General features: G+C 51.3%; 15 protein-coding genes. 5 read left to right on the top strand and 10 right to left on the bottom strand.

Annotated features, from left to right (window positions below; genetic code table 11):
- Positions 1 to 60: 60 nt before the first annotated feature.
- Genes STSP2_RS10480 through STSP2_RS10465 form a run of 4 tightly spaced genes read right to left on the bottom strand, consistent with a single transcriptional unit; the run spans position 61 to position 4,272 of the window.
- Positions 61 to 1,092, bottom strand: a complete 1,032-nt coding sequence (locus tag STSP2_RS10480) for a zinc-dependent alcohol dehydrogenase (protein WP_146662460.1) — start codon at positions 1,090 to 1,092, stop codon at positions 61 to 63.
- Positions 1,089 to 2,528 (bottom strand): FAD-binding oxidoreductase, encoded by a 1,440-nt coding sequence (locus STSP2_RS10475; protein WP_146662458.1) that lies wholly within the window; start codon positions 2,526 to 2,528, stop codon positions 1,089 to 1,091. Before STSP2_RS10475 ends, STSP2_RS10480 begins: the two co-directional genes overlap by 4 nt.
- Complete coding sequence (locus STSP2_RS10470; protein WP_146662456.1) at positions 2,525 to 3,526, bottom strand: electron transfer flavoprotein subunit alpha/FixB family protein; 1,002 nt, start codon at positions 3,524 to 3,526, stop codon at positions 2,525 to 2,527. The genes STSP2_RS10475 and STSP2_RS10470 overlap by 4 nt, the downstream gene beginning before the upstream one ends.
- Positions 3,523 to 4,272 carry an electron transfer flavoprotein subunit beta/FixA family protein gene (locus STSP2_RS10465; RefSeq protein ID WP_146664045.1) on the bottom strand — a complete coding sequence of 250 codons (750 nt, stop codon included), beginning with the start codon at positions 4,270 to 4,272 and terminating at the stop codon, positions 3,523 to 3,525. Before STSP2_RS10465 ends, STSP2_RS10470 begins: the two co-directional genes overlap by 4 nt.
- A 353-nt stretch (positions 4,273 to 4,625) precedes the next feature.
- Between STSP2_RS10465 and STSP2_RS10460 the strand changes: the two genes are divergently transcribed.
- Complete coding sequence (locus STSP2_RS10460) at positions 4,626 to 5,603, top strand: ROK family protein (RefSeq protein WP_146662454.1); 978 nt, start codon at positions 4,626 to 4,628, stop codon at positions 5,601 to 5,603.
- Positions 5,604 to 5,917: 314 nt separating this feature from the next.
- Positions 5,918 to 7,108 carry an acetate/propionate family kinase gene (locus tag STSP2_RS10455; protein WP_146662452.1) on the top strand — a complete coding sequence of 397 codons (1,191 nt, stop codon included), beginning with the start codon at positions 5,918 to 5,920 and terminating at the stop codon, positions 7,106 to 7,108.
- A 101-nt stretch (positions 7,109 to 7,209) separates the two neighbouring features.
- Here the strand turns inward: STSP2_RS10455 and STSP2_RS10450 are convergent, their stop codons facing one another.
- The 4 genes from STSP2_RS10450 to STSP2_RS10435 all read right to left on the bottom strand — a co-directional run bounded on the left by STSP2_RS10450 (position 7,210) and on the right by STSP2_RS10435 (position 14,160).
- On the bottom strand, positions 7,210 to 8,031 hold the full coding sequence (locus STSP2_RS10450; RefSeq protein WP_169853135.1) for a sulfotransferase: 822 nt from the start codon (positions 8,029 to 8,031) through the stop codon (positions 7,210 to 7,212).
- A 300-nt stretch (positions 8,032 to 8,331) separates the two neighbouring features.
- Positions 8,332 to 9,753 carry a sigma-54-dependent transcriptional regulator gene (locus STSP2_RS10445; RefSeq protein ID WP_169853134.1) on the bottom strand — a complete coding sequence of 474 codons (1,422 nt, stop codon included), beginning with the start codon at positions 9,751 to 9,753 and terminating at the stop codon, positions 8,332 to 8,334.
- Between the two features lies 1 nt (position 9,754).
- Complete coding sequence (locus STSP2_RS10440; protein WP_146662446.1) at positions 9,755 to 13,621, bottom strand: PAS domain S-box protein; 3,867 nt, start codon at positions 13,619 to 13,621, stop codon at positions 9,755 to 9,757.
- A 92-nt stretch (positions 13,622 to 13,713) separates the two neighbouring features.
- Positions 13,714 to 14,160: a response regulator gene (locus tag STSP2_RS10435; protein ID WP_146662444.1), complete on the bottom strand. Its 447-nt coding sequence runs from the start codon at positions 14,158 to 14,160 to the stop codon at positions 13,714 to 13,716.
- A gap of 298 nt (positions 14,161 to 14,458) precedes the next feature.
- Between STSP2_RS10435 and STSP2_RS18100 the strand changes: the two genes are divergently transcribed.
- Complete coding sequence (locus tag STSP2_RS18100; RefSeq protein WP_146662442.1) at positions 14,459 to 14,848, top strand: PAS domain-containing protein; 390 nt, start codon at positions 14,459 to 14,461, stop codon at positions 14,846 to 14,848.
- Here the strand turns inward: STSP2_RS18100 and STSP2_RS10425 are convergent.
- On the bottom strand, positions 14,811 to 15,995 hold the full coding sequence (locus tag STSP2_RS10425; RefSeq protein ID WP_146662440.1) for a potassium channel family protein: 1,185 nt from the start codon (positions 15,993 to 15,995) through the stop codon (positions 14,811 to 14,813). The genes STSP2_RS18100 and STSP2_RS10425 overlap by 38 nt on opposite strands.
- Positions 15,996 to 16,000: 5 nt before the next feature.
- Positions 16,001 to 16,969 (bottom strand): PfkB family carbohydrate kinase, encoded by a 969-nt coding sequence (locus STSP2_RS10420; RefSeq protein ID WP_146662438.1) that lies wholly within the window; start codon positions 16,967 to 16,969, stop codon positions 16,001 to 16,003.
- Positions 16,970 to 17,349: 380 nt separating this feature from the next.
- On the opposite strand from STSP2_RS10420, the gene STSP2_RS10415 reads away from it, so the two are divergent.
- Positions 17,350 to 18,516 (top strand): type IV pilus twitching motility protein PilT, encoded by a 1,167-nt coding sequence (locus STSP2_RS10415; protein ID WP_146662436.1) that lies wholly within the window; start codon positions 17,350 to 17,352, stop codon positions 18,514 to 18,516.
- Positions 18,517 to 18,529: 13 nt separating this feature from the next.
- Complete coding sequence (locus STSP2_RS10410) at positions 18,530 to 19,450, top strand: DOMON domain-containing protein (protein WP_146662434.1); 921 nt, start codon at positions 18,530 to 18,532, stop codon at positions 19,448 to 19,450.
- Positions 19,451 to 19,482 lie beyond the last annotated feature (32 nt).

Genomic DNA, 19,482 nt, shown 5'->3' with positions numbered 1-19,482 from the left:
GAAAGAAAAATATGCAAAGGCGGATCATTTCAGAGTGGTCCGCCTTTTTTCATACCATCATCAAAAATCGATCATTGCCTTTATAACACCATCCTGATAATTACTGACAAGATCGAATGCTTCCTGTGCAGCATCAAAACCAAAGCGGTGAGTTGCCATAAAATCAGCATTCAGCCGCCCGTCAGCCATCATCTCCAGCGTCGCATCAACGCAGTCAACCTGCCTGCGCACGTTCTGGATGCAAATCTCTTTCCGCCTGGTCTTGTCAGGACAGAATGAAACGCGATCTTCCTGCGGAATCCCAACCACCATCAGCTTACCGCCGGGCTTCAGTATTTCAATAGCCTGATCGAGTGCATCCTGCTGCCCGCAGCACTCAAAGACAACGTCAAATCCGCCTGGCTCAACCACGGCGGCCTGTTTAACGATGTTCTGCTTGTCCGGGTTGCCCGCAGCATCGGCCCCAGCCTGCTTTGCTGCTTTCAGGCGGTAATCCAGCTTGTCGGTAGCGAAAACAGTTTCCGCCCCGCCGGCCTTCGCCGCCAACAGCACACTAAGACCGATGGGACCGACGCCCAGGATTGCAACTTTGGCATCCTGCATCGGGATCGACAGCCTGACTGCATAAACTCCAATCGCCAACGGCTCGGAAAGAGCACCCCGCGTAAAGCTCATACCCTCGGGCAGTTTAACACAGCTTGTCTCGGGCATCGCAATATATTCACTCAGGCACCCTTCCGCCTGACCGGGACATCCCAGGAATTTCAGGTTCCGACAGGTATGATGACGCCCCGCCTTGCACTGATCGCATTTCCAGCAGGGCATTGCCGGGTCCACCGCGACCCTGTCGCCCTCCTTCAGCGAGCTCACGGACCCGCCCGTTTTCACCACCGTCCCGGCACACTCGTGCCCAACAGCAAAAGGATACTCAACCACCTGACTGCCTATGTTGCCGTTTACGTAATAATGCACGTCAGATCCGCACACGCCTATAGCAGCCAGTTCGACTACGACCTGATCGTCTTTGGCTGTGGGTTCAGGAACATCGAAAACTTCCATCTGCCTAATGCCTGTCAGTTTGAATGACTTCATGCCTTCCCCTGCAAATCAAATATCTTACCCGGGTTCAGTATATTGTTCGGGTCCATGCCGCGTTTGACCGCCCTGAGCATATCAAGATAGCCCTCGGAGACGAAATACGACATATACTTCTTCCGCTTATGGCCTATGCCATGCTCACCGCTTATCCTGCCCCCGCATTGGGCCGTGAACTTATACAATTCATTTAGGATCTTTTCCGCAACAGGTTCCCACTGCTCGTCGGACCATTCCGGCGGCGACACGATCCTCGCATGCAAATTTCCATCACCTGCATGACCGAAGCACGGCATCATCACGTCATATTTTTCTGACAGCTCTCCCAGCTTTCCAACGATCGCAGGAATGCAGGCGGGCGGAACGACAATATCCTCCGCACACTGCCGCTTGCTTATGACATTGTACGCCTCACCAATATTTCGCCGCACCTTCCACACCCGCTCACTCGTGGTCGAATTATCCGCCACGTACACCTCGCTCGCTCCCGCCTCCATGCACTGATCGCCTATCTGCATATAGTCATGCTCGACCTGCTCCTCCGACGGGCCGTCTACCGTGATGAGCAGCATCGCCCCGGCCTGCTCGTACGGTATTGATTCGTTCAGGTATTCACACGCGGCCCGCACAGCCGTCCTGTCCATGAACTCTATCGCGGTTGGGATTATACCGCTCCGCGTCATGATCTGCGGCACGCACTCGATCGCCTGTTCCGCACTGTCGAACAGGCACAGCAGATCCACCTGCGATTTGGGCAGAGGCATCAGCTTCAGCACGATCTTAGTGAAAACGCCGAGCGTCCCCTCCGAGCCGACCATCAACTGGATCATATTATAGCCGGTCACGTCCTTTATCAGCTTACCTCCCAACTCCACGATCTCACCTGTCGGCGTCACTACCTCAAGCCCCAGAACATACCGACTGGTCACCCCGTACTTCACCGCCTTGCCCCCGCCGGCGTTTTCAGCGACATTACCGCCAATAAAACATGTCTCCAGGCTCATCGGATAGCCCGCGTAAAACAGGTCGTACTCTGCGAGGTACTCATTGATGTCATTCGCAACAACGCCCGGCTCGACCGTGATCATCATATTTTCTTTGTCAAGCTCGACGATGTCATTCATGCGATCCATCAGCAGCACAATGCCGCCCTCGATGGGCACCGCCCCGCCGGACATGCCCGAGCCCGCGCCGCGAGGAGTGACAGCGACATGCTCGCGGTTCGCCAGTTTCATTATCTCGGCGATCTCCTCTGCCTTGCGAGGCCTTACCACGCATTCGGGCATATGAGCGTACTGCTCACCCTTCACCTCGTCATGCGAATACGGTTCGAGCTTGTCGTCATCGCCGGCGATCACGTACCGCTCGCCCACGATCGCTTTGAGCTCCTGCAAAATTTCATTCGTCACCGGGCTGTAAGTTCTATCTGTCATACCATACCCCTCCCCGCCTTGAGTTTTTCTACCATCGCGGGCACAACGTCGAAAAGATTTCCCACGACGCCAAAGTCCGCTATCTTAAAAATCTGCGCCTCCGGATCATTATTGATCGCCACGATCACCTCGGATGTCTGCATGCCCGCAAGATGCTGAATGGTCCCCGAAACACCAACTCCGACATAGAGTTTTGGACTAATCGTCTGGCCGCTGAGCCCGATCTGATGCGGATAACTCAGCCAACCTCTGTCGACAACCTCACGGGTAGCACCGAGCGCCCCGCCCAAAGCATCCGCCAGTTCCTTAACGATGGCAATGTTCTCGGCTTTCTTGATCCCCTTGCCGACCGCGACTACCACGCCTGCATCGCCAAGCGGCTTTTCGTCAGCATCCGGCAAAAATGACAGCCGTTTGACCCTGCTGCCCAGGCTGCCCTCGCTGGGTTTGAACCGTTCAATTGGTCCGCTCCTGCCCTTATGCCGAGTTGCTGGTGGTGCGGACCTGGGCCTGACCGTCGCCATCTGCGGTCTGTGCTCCGGCGTCTTGATGGTCGCCATGATGTTGCCGCCTATCGCAGGCCTTGTCTGAAGCAGATTGCCTGTGTCTTTCTCGATACTCAGCTCGGTACAATCCGCGGTCAGCCCCGCGTTGGCCTGTATCGCAAGGTAAGGCATCAACGTTCTGCCCGTCGAAGTCGCCGCCGCGATAAGAACCTCAGGCCTTTCCTCACCTAAAAGCTCAAGCAGGCAGTTGCTATAAGGCTCGACGAGAAAATGATCGAGCTGCTCGGCCTCGATGCATATCACGCGATCCGCCCCTCTGTCTATCAGTTCCTGCAAATCAGCGTCTGACAGGTCCTTGCCCAGTATCACTGCGGCAAGTTCACAGCCCCGCTCCTCAGACAGCTTTATCCCCCTGGTCAACAGCTCGAACGAGACATCCGCGATCTTTCCACCCTTCTGCTCCGCAAGTATCCATATACCAGAAGCCTTCACTGCAGCACCCCCTTATCGGCCAGAAATCCGCACATGCGATCAACCGCAGGCCCGACTGAGGCTTCGTCTTTAGCCTCTGCGATGGTGCATTTTCTAGCTACTTTTGGCCGATAGATCTTCACTACCCGCGTCGGTGATCCTTTCAGCCCTATCTTGTCAGGATCGATGCCCAGCTCATCATTGCCCCAGATCTGCACGTCCAGATCCTTAGCCCTCTTTTTACCCCGAAGCGTCGGCAGTCTCGGTTCGCCGGCCTCCTTTATAACTGTCAGTACGGCCGGCAGCGATGTCTCAAGAATCTCACGTCCATCTTCGATCAGCCTTTCTGCCCGACACAACTTGTCACTGAGATCTTGAATTCGGCTTACGTAAGTTAATGCCGGAATACCAAGAAATGATGCAATTCCGGGCCCTACCTGTCCTGTGTCTCCATCAGTGGCTCGCTCGCCGCAAACAACCAGTCCAAAATCCCCGATCTTCCGTATCGCCGACGCCAGGATCAGACTTGTCGCCCATGTATCGGATCCCGCAAACGCCCTGTCGCTTAGCAAGATCGCGGAATCTACTCCCATTGAAACTGCCTCTTTGAGTGCTTTAACTGACTTTTTAGGGCCCATGGAGATGCCGACAATTTCGCCTCCGTATCGATCCCGCAGTCTCAAAGCCGCTTCAATAGCGTACAGATCCAGCGGATTTACGATCGAATCAACACCTTCCCTGATAACCGTACCCGTTTTTTCGTCCATTTTAACGGATTTGGTCTCAGGAACCTGCTTTATCGGAACAACGATCTTATTGGCCAAAATTCTGTCTCACAAGCTTAATAATCTCTTAGCTGATGAACCTCGGAACATAATTCCTAGCACATTGGGCTTAAATTGTCAATTTCATAAACTCCTTTACCGTAAGTGAAACCGTCTGCCAACCCGTCTGGCACTTGTTCAGAATTCTCTACTAATCTGGTTGCCATATTAAGCCGATAATTTCCGTGACGCAAGTTTAGCCAACTGGTAAACTGCTTGACCGGCAGCCTTATGGTCGCATAGCCGTGAAAATCAGTATCAGATTACCGGGTCAATTTTTTTTGAGGGATGAGAATATGGCGGAAATATTTGTCGGCATTGACCTTGGGGGGACAAACATAAAGATCGGCTGTTTCGACAGCAATCTCAACCTGCTCACGGAAACCTCGGTCCCGACCCTGGTGGAAAACGGTGCATCCGACATAGTGGACCGTATCGGCCAGACAGTCGAATCACTACTTGGTCAGTATGGCCTGGCTCTCAGTGAGATCGCGGCCGCAGGTATCGGAACTCCCGGTGTTGTAGATGTCGAAAACGGCATTGTTCTCAACGCCCCAAATCTCAAGTTCAACGACACACCTCTCCGACAGATGATCCGAGACAGATTAGGCTGTCCTGTCGTTCTTGAAAATGACGCCAACGTCACCTGCTGGGGTGAACACGTCGCAGGCGCGGGCAAGGGCGCACAGGACATGATCCTGATTACCCTTGGTACAGGCGTGGGCGGTGGAATAATCAGCAACGGCGAACTCGTGCACGGATATGCCAACGCAGGAGCGGAAATAGGACATATGATCGTCCAGCCCGGCGGAAGACTCTGCGGATGCGGCCAAAAAGGTTGTGTCGAGGCGTACAGCTCCGCCAGCTCGACTGCAAGACGAGCAATCGAGGCATTGCAGGAAAATGCTGAAGACTCGACACTTCAGCAGGTACTCAAAGAAAATGGAACGGTAACCTGCGAGGATGTCTATGACCATCTCGCAAAGGGCGACGACCTGGCAAGACAAATCACCGACACGACAGCAGAGTACCTCGCCCTGCTCTGCGTCAGCCTCTTGCATGTCGCTGGCCCTGAGCGGATCCTTTTCTACGGCGGCATGATCGCTGCCGGCGACCTTCTGCTCGAACCCATAAAGAAGTATTTCCGCCAGCACATCTGGACCCTTCAACACGAGGAGATAGAACTGTGTTTTGCTGAATTGGGCACTCATGCAGGCATCATCGGTAATGCGGCCCTTGCTACACACAGACTGGAAAAAGGCCAGCTCACCTGATCGCGGCAATCTGTTAGTATTTTGTTAGCAGATTGCTGTCAGTCAAAATTGCATTCACTTAATGGTCCAATTTGCAATAAATGGCCTGATCCCAAATGTTGCTCCAGAGTCGTCCTGCTTTCGTTTCTGATCGACTGCATGCTTGCTGCCGTTAATCCTCATATTCCTATTGACTTAGCCCTATCTTCGCGTTACAAATAGACTTTGCACTTCAGCCAGCGACATGCTTTCTAAAGGCTGATCTTTTTCGTTCCGGAGCTTTGGTGCTCCCATTTTTACATTGTTACCCAATATCATCAAAAGGACCCATCGCGATGAAGGTTTTAGTCATCAACGCAGGCAGCTCTTCAATAAAGTACCAACTGTATCAAATGCCCGAAGCCAATGTGCTTGCCAAAGGTGTTGTCGAACGAATTGGTGAAGCAGGCTCAGTTCTCTCCCAGAAGTCAGACAGCAAGGAACATGTATTTGAGACTGAGATCAAAAATCACAAGCAGGGCATGAACCTGATCCTGGAGACGCTTGCAACCGGAGAGTCAAAAGTCATAGACGACATTCAGGATATCCAGGCAGTGGGCCATAGAGTAGTGCATGGCGGGGAAGAGTTTTCGGGCTCTGTTGTCATAGACGACGATGTTATCGCTTCGATCGAAAAATTCGCCGACCTGGCACCTCTTCACAATCCACCGAATTTGACCGGAATCAAGGCGGCTCAGGAAAACCTTCCAAACGCAAAACAGGTCGCCTGTTTCGACACCGCCTTCCATGCCTCTATACCAAAGGTCGCTTACATGTACGGCCTGCCCTATGACATTTACGAAAAGTACCGGGTCCGCCGGTATGGTTTCCACGGAACCAGTCACAACTACGTTGCGAGACGGGCTGCGGAAGTGCTCGGCAAGGATTTCAAGGACGTTAAGCTGATCACCTGCCACCTCGGAAACGGTTGCTCCATCACCGCTGTCAAGGACGGCAAATCCATCGACACCTCAATGGGTCTGACCCCTCTGGAAGGCGTCATGATGGGAACCCGTTGCGGCGACATCGACCCCGCTATAATCTTCTATCTCAAGGACAAGGGCTACGATGTTGACGAGATCAACAAAATGTGCAACAAGCAAAGCGGTCTGCTTGGGATCTCAGGCAAGAGCAACGACATGCGTAATCTGCTCGAAGCAGTGGATGAAGGCGACAAACAGGCAGAGCTGGCCGTCGATATGTTCAGCTACCGCATAAAGAAATACATAGGCATGTACTTTGCTGTGCTCAACGGTGTCGACGCTATAATCTTCACAGGCGGCATAGGCGAAAATTCCACCCCGGTCAGGGAACGAATTTGCACCGATCTTTCCGCGATGGGTGTCAAAATGGACACCGCTCTTAATGATGAAACGGTTCGCAAAGAAGGCAAGATCAGTACCGAAGACAGCAGCGTAAATGTCTATATCATCCCCACCGATGAAGAATATGCCATAGCCCACGATACGTTCGAACTTACACAATAGCGAAAAGTCTCAGAAACACTATCTACAAAAAGCTCCGTTCGGCACTGTCCGGCGGAGCTTTTCTAATGCAAATCCATAACACGATTAAAAAATGGCTGCTGCTACCATTCATCCCTGTACAACGGCGGATCGTACCATAGCCAGGCTTCCTTTATAAGTTCAAGCTTGTCAGCAGAAACGAGTTTTCGCCATTTCTCTGCCTCGACCGCACTATTACGCTGCGTGCTGAAACTATGCTTGTCGACTTGTGAGGGCTGAGTCTTCTTGACAACAAGATCTTCCGCAGCTTCGTCCCATTTCAATCCTGCGAAATCATATAAGGATCTGAATTCATTGATAGGATCTTTACAGAGGTTCTCGTACTGTACCAGCTTGAAAGACTCATAACCTTTTGCTTGTTCTAGAACACGTTTCAAAACCACCGACTGAACTGCCGCATGGGCGGACCAGAACGATCCGGCCCACCGCTGATAATCATTTATCTCAGCAAGACTACGATCCAGAAACCGGCGTTCAAATTGGTTCCTGCCGTCCCAACCCATCTTATGAAAACTATGTGCCGTAGACGCAGGATGCCTGACCAGATAAATAATTCGGGGTTGATACTTTTGCATTAACCAGGGAAGCACAAACGGATTTACCTCCTTGATTACCGTCTTTTTGCGGGTCCTGCAGTTTAAACCCCACTGCTCAGGAAATCTGACGATGCCTTTTGAGAATTGAGGTATAGCCCGAAATGACAGGTCAGCAGCTTTCTCGTACTCCCAGGGAGGGCCATCGAATTCGAAAAAACTGAGCTTCTTTTCGCCCCCGCTCCTCAGATATGTTTGAGTAAGAGGCTCACGAAGATAGAGGGCATCACCAGCACCTCCGAGTATCTCTCCCACCCAACTGGACCCGCTTCTCGGCAGCGATAAAATCACAACCGGCGGCTCCTGAGGTTTCAACCTGTTTGTGCATAGTTGAACGATCGGCCTGAAATTGGCCCAGATCACAGGGCTTTTAGGGAAGATATGTTTGGCTGCAAACAGACGAACAGGTTTTGGCGTAATGTCACGAAGCATAATATACAATACCGGCCTGCAGCTCAGCCAAAAAACGCTGAAATACAGAACCATCACAATCTCTTGAACAGGACCAGGACTTTAACGAATATGAAGTACTTTACTACACTGAGCGCAAGTATACAAGTGTTTCTTTTCTGCCTGCTCAGACGCTCAACACTATCTTTTTAAGCCCCTGGTGAATTGTGTCTGTCCTGTGTTTGATCTTTCAACCTCGACGATGCCGGTACTGGCGACCGGTATGTCGAATTTCTTGAGCTTGCGATAGAGCGTAGCAAGGCTTATTCCTAATCGCTCAGCGGCTCCTGCTGCATGGAACTCCTCAGCTTCCATTGCCCCGATCAGGCATTGCTTTTCGAAATGGTCCACGCGTTCTGACAGGGTACCTGACACCGCCCCGCTTTCATTCTGCCATTGTGCAATATTGCCCGGAATATCCTCCAGCCGTATCAAACTACCATCACAAAGCGTCACAGCCCTTTCTACAGCATTCTCCAGCTCCCTGACGTTGCCCGGCCAGGGGTATTTTCCGAATGCACGCTTGACACTCTCGTCAACTTTGCAAACCTCTCTGCCCAAAGCTTCGGAGTACCGTTTAAGAAAATACGACATCAGCAGCAGAACATCACCACCTCTGCTTCTCAAAGGAGGCAGGTGTATCTCAACTACATTGAGACGGTAGAAAAGGTCCTCCCTGAACTGCTTGTTACGAACCTTTTCGGCCAAATTGGCGTTGGTGGCTGCAAGGATCCGCACGTCAACTTGCTCCCGCTTTGTGCTGCCGACCTTCTGAACATGTCGGTTCTGAATCAGTCGCAGAAGCTTAACCTGAAGAGATAACGGCATGTCACCGATCTCATCCAGAAATATTGTTCCCCCGTTAGCGCTCTGCACCAGCCCCTCTTTTTCGCTCACGGCCCCTGTAAAGGCGCCTTTTACGTGTCCAAATAGCTCGGACTCCAGCAACCCCTCGGGGATGCTCCCGCAATCTATGGTCACAAGATGATTCTGACTTCTGGAACTGTACTCATGTATTGCCTGCGCAGCCAGATCCTTACCCGTTCCACTTTCGCCGGTGATAAGAATGTTGCACGGCGCCTTCGCCACACGCATTATGGTATCGAAAACTTTTTGCATCGCGGGACACTGACCGATGATATTGTCCATCGAATACCTTTCGCCCAGCCTGCCTTTCAGGTAGCTGACCTCATTGAACAGGCGATTTGCCTCCAGCGCATGGCTAACAATATTACGAATATCATCTATTGAAAACGGCTTGGTGATGTAATCATAGGCTCCTCCCCGCAATGCCTGCACAGCCGTGTCGGTAGACGCAAAGGCGGTGATTATGATCACCGGCAGATTCGTCCACCTCTGACGAATCTCTGCAAGAAGTTCGAACCCATCCATCCCAGGCATGCGAACATCGGACAAAATGAGGTCAAACATCTCGCTCTCAAGCACTTGCAATGCCTCTGATCCATCCGAGGCCTCGATGATCTCTCTGCCAGGACTGCTGACTATACTGACCAGTTCAGAGCGAATACCTGAATCATCATCCACGATTAGAATGCGTTCCATATCAATTTCTCTGATTGAGTTCTCTCGTCTTACTTTCGTAACAGATCGCACCGATTCGGCGTTTACTTCCACCCTCAACCTTTTCGCGGTCATTTTGCTTCATGGGCAAAAAGAGCGTAAACACTGCCCCCTTCCCAAGTGTGCTTTCCACGCTTATCCATCCTTGGTGCTGACGCATTATAGACATCGACACCGAAAGCCCCAGACCCGCCCCATCTTGTCTTTGGGTATAGAACGGCTCGAAGATGTGCTCCTGAGTTTCCTCAGTCATCCCCTTTCCGTTGTCGCTGACAGTAATAACCGCAAAATCCTCAAACCGCTCACGATCAGCTTCCTCGATAGGCAGCCTGCGGTACTTGACCCCCACTGTCACCTCGCCATCCATCTCACATGCCTGAGCTGCATTCATAAGAAGATTCAGAAGGATCTGAGTAACCTTGCCCGCATCACACTCAACAACAGGAGACTCGTCAACAATCACTGTTTTCAACTCTACCTTCTCAAACATATCGGTGTAGCCGGCCAAAGTGATCACATTATTTACTATCGAACTTAGCTTGCACCGATCAAATGCCGGAACGTTTGGACGCCCCAGGTCTGACATGCGTTTTATAAGCCCGGATATTCGATCGACATGAGGCAACACGCCAGCAAGATCATTCTTATCGATCTCTTCCTTCTCTGTCAGCCTTTGTATTCTGCTCGATATCAACGCGAGAGGATTTCCGACCTCGTGGGCAATTTGTGCGGCCATGCGCCCCAGGCTGGAAAGCTTATCTTTATGCTCTAGCGTCTCATTCATTTTACGCTGCTGTGTCATGTCAGTGATCGACACAAGCAGACAGCGAGTGTTCTCGATCGTAATCGTTCTGCTCTCTAATGCCAGAAATAGCTCATTGTCGTCATAGTCATTCGCAATCCCATGAGACTGCCCTTCCTCATTTGCACCCTTCAGCCAATCCTTCACAGGCTTGGCGAGCGCCGTGTCGAACCCAGGCACTTCTGCATAATAGAGATTCTCGAAAGCGTCCCTGCTCTTGCCGAAAAGTTTGGAAGCGGCATCATTTACAGTGACAACCATTCCTTTGAGATCGATCACCAAAAGCGGCTCGTGAACAGTGTGCAGGATTATGTCCTTAAGTCTCTCCGATGCCAAAAGGCGTCGGTTCAGACGCAGACTGTTTAGCGTGACCGCCAGCAGCCTTGCAGTCTCCTCGGCCAACATTATGTCCTGCCGATTAACAATTGTACCATTCTCAAAACACAGCAGCAGCACACCCAGGATATCATCTGAATAAGTGACCGGAGCACAAATACAATCACCATAATCACCTTCATTTCCAAACAGATGCATCGCAATTTCAGGATCTGAAATCACATGGGCTTCATTACTCACCTTTCGGAAATACTTGCCCTGATTTAACAAACCTTCAAGCTTCGAACTCGGGCGACCGTCCTTCAATTTACAGGCATATTCTCCGGCAGTATACTTCCCTTCTGCATGTGAATATGTTGCCGCACCCGCTATTGATGCCTTAACAGCTATCCTCGCGGTATCGCTAAAGGATCGCAGTATTTCAGCGGTATCCGTGGAACGCTCCATCCTTCTGGCACAATCCCTTATGCTTGTGATATTTTCGCGAAAAGACTCGGCCCTGGAAAACAGCCTTCTATTCTGTATGGCTTGGATCGCCAGCTTGGTAAAAGCTCCAAGTATATACATTGCCGAATCATAAAATTCCGCGGCAACGTCCAGCAAGATAAAAACTCCGACGTTTTCATTACCGTCTTTCAGCGGCATTATCAGAACGGAACTGTCAGCAAGTCGTCTCACAGCACTAGGCAGTACCTGTGTATTGTCCTGGTCCTTCACATGCAATTCAGGTTTACCCGCTTCATAGCATTGCCAGACAGCATTATTGTGCCGCGAAAGCATTACCACGTTCATCCCCTGGTCACCTTTGCTATAATTGGCAGCGCTTTCCAACACATCTCGCTTCTTGTCGTAAAGAAGAACGATCCCGCCCTCCGCCTTGACAGCATGCACGCCCGAGGCGATGACTGACACAAGCTCATCAGGGTTCCGACTGTCATCAAACCGACTCCGGCTTTCGTCAACCATAGTCTCGCCCGATGAACCTATATTGCTTAACTGTTTCTTGGCCTTTTGATAGGATCTGCTGTTAGCAATTGTAATGCCAATACAGTCTGCCGCTGATCTCAGAAAGTCGGTGTGAGAGGTCAGCTCCTTATGCCCTGCAACCAGCAGAATTGCTCCCTGTACCCTTCGCCCGTGTCTCAATGGCAATATACATGTCGAAAGCCCCGATCGTCCTCTATATTCGATATCACCGGCATCGCCAGGCACCAGGTGAAGATTTGACACCAGCCGCGGACCTCGCGTCCGGGCCAGCTTGCCAACCATGCGACGGCTGCAAATATGATCGTCCAGCCTCTCCAGGGCATTCAAGGGTATGCTGCCCTTTTGTCCGGCACGTATCATAAAACCGTTGTCGTCGAAAAAATAACCAACGCCGGCTGCCGCTCCCAGATGACGACAGAGAAGCTTTGTTGACAGGTCTAGAACCCCTTCGCTCGCATCGGGTCTGTTAAGGTCGACTGAAAACGCTATCTGCTGAAGTATCTTGGCCTCTCTTGCAGATTTATGCTGAGCCCTCAAAGACTCAGCATATTCGATTTCTTTGCTGACGCGGTGCGTGACGTTCCAAGCCGTAATGAGGGTCTTGCTGGCCGCGCCTTCCGCGCCCGCCAGCGGTGATACATCGAGTTCATACCACTGCTTAGAGTTATTTTTTCCGTACCACGGAAGGGTCATTCTTTTTGAGATCCCCTCAGGAGCCTTCTTGACAGCTTCCAGCAGTGGACCGTGCCAGCTTTCCGGCATCTTCTCCAGAAGCTCTCGGCCCGAAATATCCCCAGCATTTTGTACGCCGAAAAAATCATGCGCTTTGCTGTTCAGCCTCACGCGATTGTTATTGTTATCAAGCTCCACAACCAGCGTAGGCGAGTTTTCAACAAGCAGGCGGTATCTCTGCTCTGCCTCCCTCAGGGCCTCAGACGCAAGCTTCTGTGCAGTAATATCATGATAAATTGCACTTGCACCCGAAATGCCGCCCTCGGGCTCATCCCTTATCGGTACGACATTACCTTCAAGCCACTTCGTGCTCCCAGCCTTGTCAACCAGTCGTAAGATGTGTGAACTAAGCTGACTTCCTTCCATGACCGATGCATAATCCGCCCGAACACCTTTTTGGCTCTGCGGATCACAGAATTCAAACAAGCACTTCCCGCTCAGTTCCTCGGAACTGTACCCGAGTTTTTTGAACATCGCAGGATTCAAGGACCTCAGCAACCCTTCCCTGTCGATTTGAAATACAAGGTCGGGTATATTATTCAAAAGATGAGTCTTCTCCTGGCGAAGCGCCTGCTCGGTTGAAGCCAGCTTGCCCTCCAGCTCAACATTTCTAATGCCCTGACTTACAACCAGCGGCAAAAGGTCGAGAAAAGTACCGTCTTTGATAAGATAGTCAAGCGCCCCAAGCTTCATCATTTCGACCGCGACCTGCTCACTCCCTTGCCCCGTGGCTACGATAAAAGGAACATCAGAATTTATCGCACTCAGCTTGCAGACAAGTTGGCTCGCCGTCATATCACCGAGTTGATAATCTGCAATCATGAACAGTTTTTTACTCAGATTGCTCTCAACATATTGAATCGCACTCTTGCCGCTGTAAACCGCCTTTACCTTATGGCCGGCCGAATGCAAGCGTTTTTCCATAAGCCGTGCAAGTAATCGATCATCCTCGACGATAAGGATCACATGCGGCTTCGCCCCCAGATACGCCATCCAAAATCCTGAACAAAAAGAATAAACTAAAAACTTGTGCAGTCAATGCACTACGCAACTGTCACACAACCCCCAAACACGAAACGTCCCGCTTACGAAGTACTGCCAACCTGAGGTATCTCAACTGTCCCAAGGAACAACCCCAGTTTATGTATGGCATCAATCAGATCGGCCGGAGATGACGGTTTTGATAGGTAGATACTGCAGCCCATCGAATGCCATTTCTCGGTAGCCGCTTCGTCATCCTCAGTTGAAAGAACCAGGATCGGCATACGTTTCAAAGCAGCGCTTTGCTTAAGCTTCGCAATGAAATCTTCAGCCTCGCCGTTTGCTCCTTCAGCGTCTACAAGAAGCAGATAGCACGCCCCCGGATGAGCCCCCTCAGAATCGCCAAGCGAATCGAAAAAGTTTTCCGCTTTGCTTATTTCCCCAAAATGTTTGACCTCGTTCGCGATACCAGCACGATGCAGGCCCTTACGCAAAGATTCCAGCTCATCGACATCTCTCTGCACTGCTATGATGGTTACGTTGTCCTTCATTCTCCTCGCCTTCCTTTCGAGCGAACTAGTGATCTGACAAAACTTTTGCGGTGCTCTATACTTTACATATACTCTTTGCCGAACCTGCTGTCAAGGTCATCTCTTGCAATGCTCTACACAAGACTACATAAAGCTATATTTCCAATTCCTCCCGGATTGTTCGGGGATTCTCAGCAATTATGGCTTTTTACTCAAATTAGCGTCTCTTTTCTTACGACCATAAGGTTCAGTTGCGAACTCATTGATCTACCATTTTGGGACTAATAATCGACCATAAACGACCTTAGGGAACTTAAAAATGATCGATAGTATATCATGTGTACTTGCAGTGGACCTTAAGACCTATGCCTTCAGGCATGCTGCCCCTGAAGTAAAACTGTTGACAGGTTACGACGCCGCCCATCTCAAAGGGCAGGGACCCGGATGGTTTTATTCACTTATGCATCCTGCAGATGCCGACCGTCTTAATGCACAATATGACACGCAAACCTGCAAAAGTGAAACCTTGCCTTGCATAAAATATCGACTCAGATGCGCTGATGGTCGCTACAAGTGGCTACATGAAGACCGCGCCATAATCCCGGCCGCCGCTGACAAAAACCGACCCGATCTCCTCGTCTGCAGACTAAGCAAACACCGCCACAAAGCTTCTACCCCCTGGAATACCGCTTTGACAGTGCCACAATAAACAGCGCCGTCAAACCCGCCCCGGTCATTGCCTCGAGCATCACCACAAAACGAGTAAGAAGATGAGTCTCTACAGGATGTATATCTCCAAATCCTACCGTTGTAAACGTCGTCACGCTGAAATAGAGGCCGTCAACCAGAGAATAATGCCCTGACTCAGTAGCCAGTCTGCCCGAAAGATCGGCCAATGGCGACTCATAAAAGATTCCGCAAGCTATAATGACTATCGCACCTGCGATCAGCACCCGTATAGGCCTTTCCCCATAACCGAAAAGCAGTCTACCAAATACAAGCTCCGGCAGTATCTGCAAACCTCTCAGTAACCGCACCGCAATGCGTTTGCCGCGTTCAACCTCATCATCCGGACCTCTGAACTTCTTCCATAAATGCGCGCAGCGCTCCTTGTAGAAGCACTCGCCGGCCATTCTATAATAGCCCGCCTCCTGTGACGCCTGCTTGATAAAACGCCAGAAGGTCTCATCGTCACCACGCCCCTTACGCGTGAATTCTACATCCTCGAAAATGGGTATGGCTCGACTTTCCGCATACACACCGGCAAAGTCCACCGCGGTGCAGAACTTCGTCTTCGAAAAATTCGCACCTTTGCCGAAACAGGTATTCGTAAACCTGCTGTCACCCCCAAAACGAGCCCCGCTGAAAAGCCCATATCCTGCGAAGTGCGCAGTTCGGAACATCGCCCTCGATTCGAACAACGAATTGCGAAAAGCTGTAACCTTCTGGAATTCACAACCGTCAAAGCCGGCCAACTGTTTGAAAGTCGCATTCGCGAATAAAGCCTGTCCGCAGAAAATGGATGAATTAAATACTACGTCCCCAGCAAAAACGGCTTTCAGTGCCTTTGGAGTGTCCCACGGAGAAGCAAAACATACGTTTTCGAGAAACTTGCAGCTATTGAAATGGATCTTCTGTTCAAATCGAAGGCATGCATGGAAGGCTGGCCGGTCAACGGACAGATCGTCACAATTGTATTCACCTTCAGGGTCAAGCAGCTTATTGGCGTCCAGCTCCCCTATAACGGTGCATCGAAACAGACGTATTTCACGCCTGTCACAAAGTGCGCGTAATATTTCACCTGCCCGAACCTGCGTATTCTGCTTTGTAAAAGCTTTCAACTCGTTGTTTTCCATCCAGGTCAATCCCGCTGACTCTGCAGCAACTCAATTATCTCTGCCTTCCGTGGAAGAGAATCCGGCGTGCTGAACTTCTGGCCTGCCAGTTCGCATGCTGCCTGGGCGAACCTGGCAGCATCATTGATCTGGTCTCCCGCACCGCATGAAGCTGCCAAAGCACCCGCAAAAGCGTCACCGCTGGCACCCTGCTCTATCACGCCCTCGAGCGAAAAACCTCGTATCTGATCCACGCCGTCCCTGCTTACAACACAGCAGCCCCGGTGTCCCATCTTTATCACAACGTACTTAACCCCCCTCGCAACCAGTCCCGACCCGAGGAATTTAAGATTGTGAACAATTCCTACCGCCGGGTCACTGACCAGGCTGCCGTTTGATACATCGGGAATAAGTACGTCCACATCGTAAAAGTCTGAGGGCCAGTCAAGAAACTCCAACTCGGTTTCGTCCCTGGTTTCCATTGGCAGTTCAAGCACCACACGCGTCTGGTACAGCTTGCACAATTGTATGGCCGCTCTGCCTATTTCACGCGAAACCCCCGTACGGATAAGACAGGCATCCGCAGAGGATATCAACTGCTCAGTTGGGGCCGCCTTGATCTCGTCAACCTGCAATGAACGATTGGCCCCTTCTGCCACACAGGACATATTCTCACCGGTTCCGTTAACCATCGTCACGATCGCACCGGTACTGATAGCCTGGGCCGTATAGACGAATTCCGTACTCACTTTTTTCTCTTCTAAATACGAGCGAATAGTCTGCCCCTGGCAATCGTCACCAACTTTGCTGATCAGATTGACATCGCAATCACAAAGTGATGCCTCTATTGCACTTACAACCCCCGAACCGGTTGGTATGTAGGAAAAACCGGTCCCTTCCACAGATTCCCCCGCCGATGGAAACGTATCGCATTTGATCGCCATATCGACGTAAGATGGGCCGATCACGACAATTCTGGGAATTCTTGGTCTCATTACTGCCTCGCCATTGCTTAATCCCGGTTCGCTAAACAGTATAATGCCTTACCACACATATGCAACTGTTTTTGTCCACACCGTACCGCCGACTATCACTGCCCTGATGACTTCCACCCGCCATTTCCATGTAATACCACCGGAACTCTAATTTTCTGGTAACAAAAAGCCGATAACGGTATTATATAGGGTAGCTCTAATAATTGCTTTTGAGCGGCAAGTAGAAGATTTTTGCGTTCCGGCAAGGAAGACAAATCAGCTTTAGTTGTAGCTAAAGCGGTTTTTGTCTGACGCCGCTCGGAATCAAAAAGATTCGCTTGTCCGCCAAAATGAATTGTTAGAGCTGCCCTATATTATGAGCGAACTTCAGAGGATTATTTATGACTGATCAGGACTATTTCTCTTATTCAGTAGACGACAAGATATATCCCGGCGGTGACGGCGTAAAGCTGAGCATGACCGATATGCTTGCCTATTTTGAAAAACATGGCGCGATGAGAGTTTCCGACCTGCACATCAAGATCGGCACTCAGCCCGCCTACCGTGTCGATGGCGACCTCGTAAGAATGCGAGGCGCGGTCATGACCGACGATCTCGCCAGGAAACTCATCTACCCCCTCATCGGACCACGCGAGGTCGACCGCCTTAACAAGGACTGCAGCGTAGACTGCTCATACCGCCACGGCAAACTCCAATACCGCATCAACGTGTTCCGCGAAAATGACGGCCTCTCCGCCGCGATACGTGCCTTGGGCATAGAGATTCCCGAGCCCAAAGATGTCGGATTTCCCAGCAATATGTGGCAGGAAGTAGTAAACCGTAAACAGGGGCTCATGCTCTTTACCGGCATAACCGGCGCAGGAAAAAGCACCACGATTGCCTCTCTTATCAATTACATCAACAAGAACCGTGCATGCCGCATCATCACACTCGAGGACCCCATCGAATACGTATTCGACCAGAAGCACTCGGTCATTTCTCAGCGGGAAGTAGGCCGAGACGTAAACAGCTTCTCCGACGGACTCCGCGCCATGATGCGTGAGGATCCCGACGTAATCTTCGTCGGCGAAATGCGTGACCCGGAAACCGTAGCAATGACCCTCACCGCAGCCGAAACGGGCCACCTGGTTTTCTCAACACTGCACACCCGCGACGTCACCGGCACTATTACAAGGATACTCGACTATTTCCCGTCCGGCCGCCAGGAAGAAGTCCGCAGCCAGCTCTCCCTCGGCCTTGCATACGTGATCAGCCAGAAGCTCGTCCCCCGCAAGGACGGTCAAGGTCGTATAGTCGCAATGGAAATATTGAACAACACCTATGCTGTCTCAAACCTCATAAGGCACGCAAAAATCGAACAGCTCTATTCCCTCCTCCAAACCAAGACCCGCGACCGAGTCGACGAAAACATGATCACCCTCGAACGCCACCTCGCCCGCCTTGTCAAACAGGGAAAGGTCGATCTTCTCGAAGCGAAAAAGTGGGCAAACGACCAGAAGTCATTCGTAGACGCAATGAACGTCGTATCCGACATAGGAGTGAGCTGATAACCAGCAAACCATGAACGTAGATTGTACCGGCTGCAATAAAACCTACACCGTACCCGACTCCCACGCGGGCAAAAAGGTCCAGTGCAAAATGTGCGGCAGCATATTCACGATCTCCCCTGAACAAGCCAGCGATTACGAAAATCCAGAGCCCGCTGACGAGCAGTACACCAACGACACACCCCTGCCCGGCTTCTACACCGCCGCTCTGCGAGACAGTTGGAAGGTGCTTTTCCGATGCAGCAACTTAAAATTCATGGTTTTCATATTCGCCGCCGTCGCCTTCAAATTCTTCATAGGCCACGTAGATCTTTCCGCCACCTTCCCCGGCTTCCGACTGCAGATGCCTATCGGCCAGATCACGACCGTCATCGCTTACGGCTGCGTATTCTGGTGTTACATGCGACTCATCGAAGACACCGTCTACGGCGTCGACGAAATGCCCGATTCCGATGACATCAACTCAGGTTTCGCCTTCTTCGGCAACGTCATCAAGGCCGATTACTTCTTCATCGTCGCCTTCATTCTCTCCCAGCTTCCCTTCATACTACTGCTCACAATGCTGATGAGCACACCTGTCCCGGTCCCTGCCCTCGTCCGCATAACATTTCTCGTCGCAGGCTTTTTCCTCTTCCCGATGATGCTCCTGAACCTCACCGCCTCAGAATCACCCTGGCTGGCCTTCGTGCCCGCAAATACGCTCCGCCCCATTGCCAAAGCATTCAAACCCTACACGCTGGTGTTCCTGCTGGTAGCTGCTGCGGTCATCGCACAGATACTCATCCCAGATTACGGCCGACTTGACAGCCCGCCAATGATCATCGCAGCATCAGCCTTTCTCGGTGAACTCATTGCCGTCCTGCTGATGCTTTTCGCAATGCGAGCCGTCGGACTGTTCGGCCGCCACTACGACTGCTACATGCCCCAGCTTTAGCCTCTACCACATCCATGCAGCCATCCGCCTAA

Source organism: Anaerohalosphaera lusitana (assembly GCF_002007645.1).
Classification (GTDB): Bacteria; Planctomycetota; Phycisphaerae; order Sedimentisphaerales; family Anaerohalosphaeraceae; genus Anaerohalosphaera; species Anaerohalosphaera lusitana.
Note: the sequence above shows the minus strand (reverse complement) of the source record. Positions and strands in the feature narration are given on the sequence as shown.